Raw genomic sequence first — 10,413 nt, 5'->3', positions numbered from 1 at the left:
AGAACTTCTCCCGCGATGCGAAAGAGGTCGGCTATCTGATGGACCTGTATGCCATCCGCAGCCCCTTCCTGCCCGTCATCAACGAGGCCTGCCGCCTGCGGGGCATCGCCGCCACCAGTGCGGGCACCTTCCCCATGCCCAGCGCCACGGTGGAAGATGACGCCAGAATCCTGGAGCTGCTGAACCGGGAGGGCGTGCAGTAATCTGCTCCCCCCCTGAAGCCGCACCGCCCCAGCCGCCGTTTTGAAAACGGCGGCTGGGGCGGTCTCTTTTTTATCAGAGAACTCCTCATGGCAGCTCTATATGGACGGACGTGTGGAACACCGGCTCCACCAGGCCGGGGATCTCCACCGCATCGGTGAAATGGACATCTTCCGTGAATTCCTTCAGCAGGGAGACGATATAAGGATGGGGCCGCTCGTCCGGACGTCCGGCGGCCACGCAGACCACGGCGGCTTTCGGCTGGAGCAGCCGCAGCAGCTTCCGGGTGGTGGAGGACAGGGAGGCATGGTGGGGCACCTTCAGGATGTCGCAGGGGGTGGCGGTCTGCGTCTCCCACATGTGGGCGTAGGCGTCGCCCCCCAGAACGATCTCCTTCCCATGGTAGTACAGCCGCTGGCGCAGGCTGGAGACGTTCATGGACTTTCCCCAGTGAATCAGGTCATAGCCGTTCCGCTCCCCCCGGAAGGCGGCGTCGTACACCGCTCTCTGCCGGGGGTACAGGGCGGGCTCGCCGAACAGGATGTCCATGGTGAGGTCGTCCGTCAGCCGGAGACACTCCATCCGGTCCCCCGGCAGCTCCTTGATCCGGCCGATCCGGTCTCCGTACCGCCGCAGGGGGCCGGCGTACAGGTCCATACACCGCAGCACGTTCCGCGCTGCCTTGGGCAGGCCGTTGTCTCCGTCCGGGTCCAGAGGGCCGGAATCGGCGGGGGGCGCATAGGGGGTCAGCAGCTCGCCCACAGTGACGGTCTCCAGCACCCGGCCCAGACCACCGATGTGGTCCCGGTGGAAGTGGGTGACCAGCAGGATATCCAGATGCGCCACACCTTGACTTCGCAGGAAATCCCCGGCAAAGATCCGGCAGGAGCGGGGGTCCTCCACCGGCGGGTGGTCGTCCCGCTCCAGGCTGTCGTGGCCGCAGTCCACCAGCATGGAAAAACGCAGTCGTTCCCCCTCCATCTCCCGGACCAGGATGGAGTCGCCGTTGCCCACGTTGATGAAGTCCAATACCAGCATGTCCAGCCCCCCTGTTCGATTGTTGCTATTACAATATCACAAGGCGCCGCCCCAGGCAATCGAAACCGCAAACGATTGCCGCCAAATTTTTGTCTTAAATTTTGACGTTCTGATAAAAGGGACCCTGCGGCACAACGCCGCAGGGCCGCTTCTTCTCCAGTTCACAGGCTCCGCAAGGCGTCCACCAGGGCGGTCTTTCCCTCCGTCCGGGCGTCCTTCATCTTGATGATCCTGGCGGGGGTTCCGGCCACCACCGCGTTGGGAGGGACGTTCTCCGTCACAACAGCGCCCGCGGCCACCACAGCCCCGGCGCCGATCCGCACCCCCTCGATCACCACGGCGTTGGCGCCTACCAGGACGCCGTCCTCCACCACTACCGGGGTGGCGGAGGCGGGCTCCACCACCCCGGCCAGCACGGCTCCGGCGCCGATGTGGCAGTCGTCTCCCACCGTGGCCCGTCCGCCCAGGACAGCCCCCATGTCGATCATGGTGCGTTTGCCCACCACAGCACCGATATTGAGGATGGCCCCCATCATGATGACGGCACCCTCGCCGATCTCCACCTTCTCCCGAATGATGGCCCCGGGTTCGATCCGGGCCTTGAGATCTTTCAGGTCCAGCAGGGGCACGCCGGAGTTCCGGCGGTCGTTCTCCACCACGCAGTCGGTGATCTTCTCCCGGTTGTCCTCCAGGATGGGCGCCAGCTCGGCCCAGTCCCCAAAGACGATGCGGCTCTTTCCCTCACCGAACACTTCAGCGGATCCGAAGTCCACCGGAGCCGACAGGTTGACGTAAATCTTTACTGGGGTCTTCTTGGGGGAATCTGCGATATAGTTGATGATTTCCTGTGCATTCAAAGCCATCACGCTCCAAACAAGATTTTTTGCAGGTCATAGACCCCTTTGGGCCGCCCAGGCAGCAGCCGGGCGATGTGCAGGGCCCCGTTCACAAAGATCTGGCGGCTGGCAGCCCGGTGAGTCAGCTCCAGTTCCTCATCCGGCCCAAAGAAATGGACCGTGTGGGTCCCGGCCACGGTGCCGCCCCGGAGTGCGTGGATGCCTACCTCATCCTTCTCCCGGCGGCCGCAGTTCCCCTCCCGGCCATACACCGGCCGCAGGCGGTGCTGGGGATCGACAGCTTCCAGCAGCAGCTTTGCGGTGCCGCTGGGGGCGTCCGCCTTCTGGCTGTGGTGGGTCTCGGTGATCTCGATGTCAAAATCCGGCCCCAGCACCGGGGCGATGACCTGCAGGGCCCGGGCCAGCACCGCCACCCCCAGGGAGTAGTTGGCGCTCCACAGCACCGGGGCCGCAGAGCCCAGGGCAAAGAGACTCCCCTTCTCCGCCTCCGTATACCCGGTGGTTCCAGAGAGGAGTGGCGTCCCCGTCCGGCGGACATAGGAGGCGACCTCCGGCAGAGCCTCCGGGCGGGAAAAATCCATCACCACGTCCGCTACACGCCCCAGTCTGCCCAGCTGGCCCAGATCGTCCCGGCCGAAGACGGCCTCAATCTCATCCCCGGCGGCCGCAGCGGTCTCCCGGATCAGCGTCCCCATTTTGCCCCGGCCGATCAAAATGATCCTCACAGCAGTCCCGCCTCCTCCAGCGTCCGGCGGAGTGTGGCGGCGTTGGCCTCCCCCATCTCGCACAGGGGCAGCCGCATGGGACCCACGTCCAGCCCCATCATATTCATGGCGGCCTTCACCGGGATGGGGTTCACCTCCAGGAACAGGTCGTTCATCAACTGCAGGTACCGCAGGTGGTTCTCCAGGGCCCGGGCATGATTCCCGTCCAGCCAGTCCGCCACGATCTGGCGGCACATGGCGGGCATCACGTTGGCGTAGACGGAGATGACGCCGCTGCCGCCGATGCTGAGGATGGGCACAGTGATGTCGTCGTTGCCGGAGTACAGGGCGAAATCCGGTCCCACGCAGCGAGCGATCTTCATGGCGTAGGACATATCGCCGCTGGCTTCTTTGATGCCGGCGATGTTGGGGTGCCGGGCCAGCCGTTCCACCACGGAAACCGGGATGGAGCAGCCTGTACGGCCCGGCACATTATAGAGGATGCAGGGAATGTCCACCGCGTCCGCCGTCTCGGCGAAGTGGCGGTACATCCCCTCCGCGTTAGCCTTGTTGTAGTAGGGGGAGATCAGCAGCAGGGCATCCGCCCCCATGGACTGGTACAGCCGGCTCTTCTCGATCTGGGTGACAGTGCAGTTGGAGCCGCTGCCCACCATCACCGGCACCCGGCCGTCCACCACCCGGATGGTGTGCTCCACCACAGCGGCATCCTCCTCATGGCTCATCGTGGAGTATTCGCCGGTGGTGCCCAGGGTCAGGATGCCGTCGGTACCGGCGGCGATCTGCCGCTCCAGCAGCTCTGTCAGCATATCGAAGTTGACGCTGCCGTCCTGGCGGAACGGGGTGACCATGGCGACAATGGAACCTTGCAGATGTTCAAATTTCATGTGAGTGTCCTCCGTCTTTCTTTTTGTCCGTTGGTTGAAGCAACAAAAAAGTCGGTAGAGACACGCCCCTACCGACAGCTCTTTCACACCTCTGCACCCATGCAAAAAGCGGAGTTCCCTGTAAGCGGATAGCGCCCCCGCGGAAAATTCCGCGGACAGTCCCGTGGGTATTCCCCACGGACCCACCCCCTGCCCATACCTGACCAGGGAGTTCGGCGGACTTGCCTCCCCCACGATCCTCGCCCGTCGGCTCCCATGGTCTCGTCGCATCCGCGCCTCTATCTCATTTTCTGGTATCATACCATTACATTCTCCCTTTTGGCAAGGGAAAAAACGGAAAAAAGCGCGTCCGGCAGTCCCGTTTCCTTGTCAAAAGGGACGAAAAATCCCGGTTCCTCTGGTCACCCAACCGTGTCTGTGGTATGATATGATTATTAATGTCATCTCAGAAGGGGAGGTCCTGTCCATGTCCGCCGTCGATTACCGCCGTGCCCTGCACCGCATCCCGGAGCTGGATAACCAGCTGCCGGAGACGGTTCAGCTGGTCCAGCGCATTTTGGCCCCGCTGCCCTGCCGGGTGTTCTCTCCCATCACCGGCAGCGTCTGCGCCTGGTTCGACGCAGGGAAGAGCGATGCCGTGGCATTTCGGGCGGAGCTGGACGCGCTTCCGGTGACGGAGGCCACGGACCTGCCCTACGCCTCTGTCCATCCCGGGCGGATGCATGCCTGCGGCCACGATGCCCACACCGCCATGGTCCTGACCCTGGCGGAGTATGCGGCGGAGCATCTGGCCGAGCTGCCCCGGAACGTGCTCTTCCTCTTCCAGCCGTCGGAGGAGACCACCGGCGGCGCCGGAAAGCTGTGTGAGAGCGGCGTGCTGGAGCGCTACCGGGTCCGCCGGATCTTCGGCCTGCACCTGTGGCCCGGCCTGGAGGCCGGGACCATCGCCTCCCGCCCCGGCCCGCTGATGGCACGGTCCAACGAGGTCACCGTCACCGTGGAAGGCCGCAGCGTCCACATGTCCCGGGCGGACGAGGGGCTGGACGCCCTGACGGCGGGCATCTCCTACCTCCAGCGGGCCTATGACATGATGGAACAGCTGCCCCCGGACCAGCCCCGGGTGCTGCGGTTCGGCAAGATGGTCTCCGGCACAGTCCGGAACGCCATCAGCGGCCGCACCGTGCTGGAGGGGAGCCTGCGCACCTACCGGGAGGACACCTTCCGTTTCTGCCGTCAGCAGCTGAAGGACATCGGCCGGTCCGTGGCAGCGGAGACCGGCTGCAGCCTGGACGTCCACCTCAGCGAGGGTTACCCCGCCGTGTGGAACCACGAAGAGCTCTATCAGAAGATCGCCGCCCAGCTGGGCGATAACGCGCCGACCCTCATGGAAAAGCCAGTGCTGGCGGCGGAGGACTTCTCCTTCTACCAGCAGTATGCGCCGGGGCTGTTCTTCTTCCTGGGCACCGGGGATACCCCCCAGCTTCACGCCCCGGACTTCACCTTTGATGACGAGGCCGTTCTGCCCAGGGGCGTGGAATTTTTGAAAAAGCTGCTGATGCTGCCGTGAGGACAGGCTCATACGCAAAAGGCCGCCGGAGGGGATCCCCTCCGGCGGCCCTGCTTTCTCTTTCCGCCCGCGGTCAGTTTGTTGTCTCCGCCTCGTAGCGGACATAGGCCATATAGGTGGTTCCGGTCCCCTCATCCCAGCAGCTCTGATAGACATAGATCTGCCCCGGCCGCTCCGGGTCGGCATAGTAGGGACAAAGCTCCCCGGTGTCCGGCAGCTCCGCCTCTCCAGCGTAGGAGAATCCCTCCGGGCACGCCTCCGGATGGCGGCCCACGCCGCCTGCCTGCACATACACCGTGCCATCCACCGTGACAGTGATCGCCGCTGTCTCCGGCTCAGAATCGTCTGTGCCGTCTGCTGCACCGTTCACCGTTCCGCCGGACTCACCGACCTCCGCCGTGTCCTCCGTGACGGCAGAGGCGCCGCCGCTTCCAGTGGCTCCGTCCCCCATGTTCATCTGTGACAGGAAGAATGTGGAGCCCACGATCATCAGCGCCAGGCAGGCCGCCACCGCGCCGGTCCAGGGGAATTCCCGCTGCTTGCGGTACGAGGCGGGCGGCGCAGCCTCCCGGATGAACGCATCCCGGATATCTCCCACAGCATCCAGCAGCTGTTCCCTTGTCATAGGGTGAATCCCTCCCTCTCCAAGTGTTCCCGCAGGTCCTGCCGCAGGCGGAACAGCGCCGCGGAGACCGTCCCCCGCCGCCTGCCGCTCCAGGCGGCCAGCTCCTCCACGGAGCAGAGATACCAGTACCGACGGACAAACAGCACCCGTTTCTCCTGGGGCAGGGATTCCAAAAAGCGGTTCAGGCTCTCCGCCAGGGCGGCGGCCTCCACCTCCTGTTCCACGCCGCCGGAGGCGGGCAGGCAGTCCCCCAGCTCCGTCAGCGCCAGTTCCGCCTGTCCCTGCCACCGCTTGTGGGCCCGCAGGGCCCGCCAGCGGTCCAGGGACAGGTTCCGGGTGATCTTCCCCAGGAACGTATCCAGCCTGCCGGGGCGGCTGGGCGGCATGGCCTCCCAGGCCCGCAGCCAGGTGTCTCCCACGCACTCCTCCGCGTCCTCCCGCAGGGCCAGGATGCGGAAGGCGATCTGGTAGCAGTAGCCGCCGTACTTGGCGCTGCTCTCCGCAATGGCCGCCTCGTCCCGCTCCCAGTACAGCTCCACGATCCGGGCATCCTCCAATGCCGTCCCTCCTCTCCACTTCTCTACACGCAGTTTCCGCACAGAGCTTACATGTTGTTTTGATTTTACCATAATCTTTTCGGAATCGGAATGGTGTTCTGACGGGAAACCTTGATTTGTTCACACTTTTCCTGTATCATGGGTTTCAATTCGGCCCATCTGAAAAAGGAGGAATTGGGTTTTTATGCCATTTTCATTTGACTTCGGAGGCTTTGACCCCAGTGCTTTCGGCGGTTTCAGCGGCGGGGACGCCTCCCAGCCCCAGCGTCCCAAGCGGGAGCGGAAGCCCCGCAAGGCCATTGGCAACGCCTTCACGCGGACGCTCATCAATCTGGGCGTGACGCTGCTGTTCGGCCTGGGGTACTTTTACTTCGAGCTGCCCGCCCTGAACTTCCACGCGGAGGAGTTCTATGTCTTCGTGTTCCTGCTGTGCGCGGTGTACTGCGTGTGCGCCGTGCTCACCTCCGGCTTTCAGGGGGAGGGCGTGAAGGGGTACTTCGGCTTTGTGAAAAAGCAGTGCACCATCCCCTTCCTGGTCCTGGTGGCTCTGATCGCCGCCATCATCATCGGCGGCCTTACCTCTTGGGTGGTAATCCGGGCCGGAAGCTACAGCAAGCTGCTTTCCATCAAAGATGGTGATTTTGCTTCCGAGGTGGAGGAGATCTCCTACAATCAGATCCCCATGCTGGACGAAGACTCCGCCGCGCGCCTGGGCAGCCGCAAACTGGGCGAACTGGCGGATATGGTCTCCCAGTTTGAGATCCTGCCCTCCTACACCCAGATCAACTACCAGGGTCGCCCGGTGCGCGTGACTTCCCTGGCCTATGGAGATCTGGTCAAGTGGTTCACCAACCGCTCCGCGGGCCTGCCCGCTTATCTGATTATCGACATGGTGACCCAGGAGGCGGAAGTGGTCCGCCTGGACGAGGGGATGAAATATACCACCGCCGAGCATTTCGGGCGGTATCTGCCCCGCCACCTGCGGTTCCACTATCCCACATATATGTTTGCCGATCCGGTGTTTGAGATCAATGAAGAGGGCGAGCCCTACTGGGTCTGCCCCCGCATGGTGAAGACCATCGGCCTCTTCGGCGGCACGGACATCCAGGGGGCCGTTCTGGTGAACGCCGTTACCGGGGAGAGCCAGTATTATGAGGAGGTCCCCAACTGGGTGGACCACGTCTATGACGCGAATCTGATTATGGAGCAGTACGATTATTACGGAATGTACCACAACGGCTTTATCAACTCCATTTTCGGCCAGCGGGATGTGACGCACACCACAGAAGGCTACAATTATATTGCCATCGGGGATGACGTGTATATGTATACCGGTGTCACCTCTGTGACATCCGACCAGTCCAACATCGGATTCATCCTCTCCAACCAGCGGACCAAGGAGACGCACTTCTATTCTGTCGCCGGCGCCACAGAGGCGTCCGCGCAGGCCAGCGCCATGAGTCAGGTCCAGCAGATGCGTTACGTGGCCACCTTCCCGTTGCTGCTGAACATCGCCGACCAGCCCACCTACTTCATGTCCCTCAAGGGTGAAGACGGTCTGGTGAAGATGTACGCCATGGTGAACGTCCAGCAGTACAACATTGTAGAGACCGGCAGCACCGTAGCGGAGTGCGAGGCCAATTACCGCCGGGCACTGGCCGACAGCGGCCTCATCTCCGACGGGGATGCGGAGGCTGTTCCCTCTGACCAGGAGGAGATCAGCGGCGCCATCGCTGAGATCCGCACCGCTGTGCTGGACGGCAATTCCTACTACTTCCTGCGGCTGGAGGGACAGGACACCTTCTACGCCGTCAACGCCGCGGAGAACCCCCTGGCGGTGATCCTGAATGCCGGGGATCAGGTGACTATCGCCTACACCGCAGGGGAGGGCGGCGGCATTCTCTCCGGCACCTCCGTCGCCCGGGCCGGAGAGACCCCCGTGACCTTCACCCCGGAGGAGGCGCCAGCTGATGCCCCCGCCGAAACGGGCCAGCCGGCAGAAGATGCTGCCTCTTCCAATCAGCCCACCTGAAAATGCAGTCTCCCAGCAGGCCCCGCCGCAGATTGCGGCGGGGCCGCTTTCTTTTCGGTGCCTCCCTTTTTGTGGAAACTGCCGTTGACATCCCTTTTTCATCCGGATATACTGAATTTCATGAACAAAAAGGAGCGTGAAAATCCATGGACCTGACTCTGAACAATGCCGTTATGGGCGTGGAGCTGTCCGGCATCCGGCAGTTCACCTATCTGGTGCGGGATACCCCCGGCGCCTGCGCCCTGACCATCGGCGAGCCGGATCTGAACACCCCCGACGTCATCAAGGAGGCCGCCAAGGCCGCTCTGGACGCCAACGATACCCACTATCCCCCCGGCAACGGCTATCCCTACGCGCTGGAGGCCATCTCCAAATTCGAGGCTGAGGCCCATGGCCTCCACTACGCCCCCAGTGAGATCATCCTGACGGTGGGCGCCACGGAGGCGCTGTTCGCCTCCTTCTCCACCATCCTGAACCCAGGGGACGAGGTCATCATCCCCACCCCTGCCTTCGGCCTGTATGAGGCGCTGGTCCAGCTACAGGGCGGTGTGCCCGTCTCCCTGCCCACAGAGCACAACCACTTCCAGATCGTGCCGGAGGAACTGAAGGCCGCCATCACCGACAGGACCAAGGCCATCATCCTGACCTCCCCCAACAATCCCACCGGCTGCGTCTACACCAAGGAGACCTTGGACGCCGTCCACGCCATCCTCCGGGACAAGCCCATCTTTGTCCTGTGCGACGATGTGTACCGCACTCTGACCTACTGTGAGGACTACCACAGCTTTGCTGAGTACCAGGACATGCGGGACCGGATCATTGTGGTCCAGAGCTTCTCCAAGCCTTATGCCATGACCGGCTGGCGCCTGGGCTACTGCATGGCGGACGCCAAGCTGATGGACCGGATCCAGGTGTTCCACCAGTACTGTGTCACCTCCGTGCCCTCCTTTGTCCAGCGGGCCTGCGTCACGGCCCTGGAGACGGACACCAGCGATGTGGTGGAGATCTTCCGCAGGCGCCGGGACTACGTCTACCAGCGCCTGGTGGACATGGGCCTGGACGTGGAGAAGCCGGAGGGCGCCTTCTACATGTTTGTGGACATCCGGAAGTTCGGCATGGACTCCAACACCTTCTGCACCCGGATGCTGAAGGAGGGCCTGGTGGGCGTCATCCCCGGCATCCACTTCGGCACCGAGGGGTTCATGCGCCTGAGCTACTGCTACTCCGACGCGGACCTGAAAGAGGGATTGGACCGGATCGAGAAGTTCATCAAGAGCCTGTAAACGCGCAAGAAGAGCCGCGGGATCAAACTCCCGCGGCTCTTTTGATTGGTCAGAGCATCCAAGCCTCTCAGCCGGACTGAGCGCAAATCGCTCACTTCCGTTTCTTTTTCGCGTGGTGCATATTGTACAGGGACACGCAGATGGCGATGACACCGGCCATCAGTCCAACCCATACATTTTGCAGGCCGTGGCCCACAAGCCAGTTATACAGGAACGACAGAGGCGGAAAAGCCCCCAGGATCGTCATAATCACTCCGGCCGCACAGGCCAGTGCCACCACTTTGATTATATACAGAACATTCTTCATCTGAGCCTGCCCCCCCAGTCTGTATCCGTCAGTTCCCTCCTGATTTCTGTATGGTATTATGCGCAGCGGATGTTGGCAAACGTTCCGCGGATTTTCCCTCCGGCCGCATTTCGCCTCCCCCATACACCCGGAGCACACACAGGATGGGAGATCACGATCCCCCGCCCCTTTCGCCGCCGCACATCACTTCTGCCGATTCGCCAGCTCTTTCCGGATGGCCTTGGTCAGGAGCTCCTGGCCCTCCGGCGTGCGGAGAGTATCCAGCACCGCGGTGCGCAGTGCCTCCTGGAATTTCTTGCGGGTGAGGAACGCGTCGTACCTGGGGCCGCCCTCCCCG

The 10,413-nt window shown here is 62.9% G+C and carries 11 protein-coding genes and 1 riboswitch; of the genes, 4 read left to right on the top strand and 7 right to left on the bottom strand.

The features are described from left to right. Positions 1-203: hypothetical protein (locus QVE23_RS08515; protein ID WP_287967934.1), on the top strand; the 203-nt coding region annotated here is incomplete at its 5' end. An 85-nt stretch (positions 204-288) separates the two neighbouring features. Here the strand turns inward: QVE23_RS08515 and QVE23_RS08510 are convergent. The 4 genes from QVE23_RS08510 to dapA form a co-directional block, all read right to left on the bottom strand. After that, positions 289-1,239, bottom strand: a complete 951-nt coding sequence (locus QVE23_RS08510) for a ComEC/Rec2 family competence protein (protein WP_021748597.1) — start codon at positions 1,237-1,239, stop codon at positions 289-291. A gap of 161 nt (positions 1,240-1,400) precedes the next feature. Continuing rightward, positions 1,401-2,102 carry a 2,3,4,5-tetrahydropyridine-2,6-dicarboxylate N-acetyltransferase gene (gene dapD, locus QVE23_RS08505; protein WP_021748598.1) on the bottom strand — a complete coding sequence of 234 codons (702 nt, stop codon included), beginning with the start codon at positions 2,100-2,102 and terminating at the stop codon, positions 1,401-1,403. After that, a complete protein-coding gene (gene dapB / locus QVE23_RS08500) occupies positions 2,102-2,821 on the bottom strand; it encodes a 4-hydroxy-tetrahydrodipicolinate reductase (RefSeq protein ID WP_021748599.1) in 720 nt (239 codons plus the stop codon). Before dapB ends, dapD begins: the two co-directional genes overlap by 1 nt. Then, positions 2,818-3,705, bottom strand: a complete 888-nt coding sequence (gene dapA, locus QVE23_RS08495) for a 4-hydroxy-tetrahydrodipicolinate synthase (RefSeq protein WP_036629911.1) — start codon at positions 3,703-3,705, stop codon at positions 2,818-2,820. Before dapA ends, dapB begins: the two co-directional genes overlap by 4 nt. Positions 3,706-3,826: 121 nt before the next feature. Next, positions 3,827-3,994, bottom strand: a riboswitch (Lysine riboswitch). 177 nt (positions 3,995-4,171) lie between these two features. On the opposite strand from dapA, the gene QVE23_RS08490 reads away from it, so the two are divergent. Further along, complete coding sequence (locus QVE23_RS08490; RefSeq protein ID WP_036629913.1) at positions 4,172-5,272, top strand: M20 metallopeptidase family protein; 1,101 nt, start codon at positions 4,172-4,174, stop codon at positions 5,270-5,272. 73 nt (positions 5,273-5,345) lie between these two features. Here the strand turns inward: QVE23_RS08490 and QVE23_RS08485 are convergent, their stop codons facing one another. Next, positions 5,346-5,897, bottom strand: coding sequence for a hypothetical protein (locus tag QVE23_RS08485; RefSeq protein ID WP_287967932.1), 552 nt, complete (start codon positions 5,895-5,897; stop codon positions 5,346-5,348). Then, the gene (locus QVE23_RS08480) at positions 5,894-6,454 is read right to left on the bottom strand and encodes an RNA polymerase sigma factor (RefSeq protein ID WP_287967931.1); all 561 of its coding nucleotides are present in this window, start codon (positions 6,452-6,454) and stop codon (positions 5,894-5,896) included. The genes QVE23_RS08485 and QVE23_RS08480 overlap by 4 nt, the downstream gene beginning before the upstream one ends. A 184-nt stretch (positions 6,455-6,638) precedes the next feature. Between QVE23_RS08480 and QVE23_RS08475 the strand changes: the two genes are divergently transcribed. Next, on the top strand, positions 6,639-8,486 hold the full coding sequence (locus tag QVE23_RS08475) for a hypothetical protein (RefSeq protein WP_021748605.1): 1,848 nt from the start codon (positions 6,639-6,641) through the stop codon (positions 8,484-8,486). A 146-nt stretch (positions 8,487-8,632) separates the two neighbouring features. Beyond that, positions 8,633-9,769 carry a pyridoxal phosphate-dependent aminotransferase gene (locus tag QVE23_RS08470; RefSeq protein ID WP_025545014.1) on the top strand — a complete coding sequence of 379 codons (1,137 nt, stop codon included), beginning with the start codon at positions 8,633-8,635 and terminating at the stop codon, positions 9,767-9,769. Positions 9,770-9,860: 91 nt separating this feature from the next. On the opposite strand, the gene QVE23_RS08465 is transcribed toward QVE23_RS08470, so the two are convergent. Further along, positions 9,861-10,076: a hypothetical protein gene (locus QVE23_RS08465; RefSeq protein WP_021748608.1), complete on the bottom strand. Its 216-nt coding sequence runs from the start codon at positions 10,074-10,076 to the stop codon at positions 9,861-9,863. Positions 10,077-10,413 lie beyond the last annotated feature (337 nt).

It is taken from the genome of Oscillibacter sp. KLE 1728 (assembly GCF_934833455.1).
GTDB classification, from domain to species: Bacteria; Bacillota; Clostridia; order Oscillospirales; family Oscillospiraceae; genus Oscillibacter; species Oscillibacter welbionis.
This window is presented reverse-complemented; position numbering and strand designations above follow the sequence as displayed.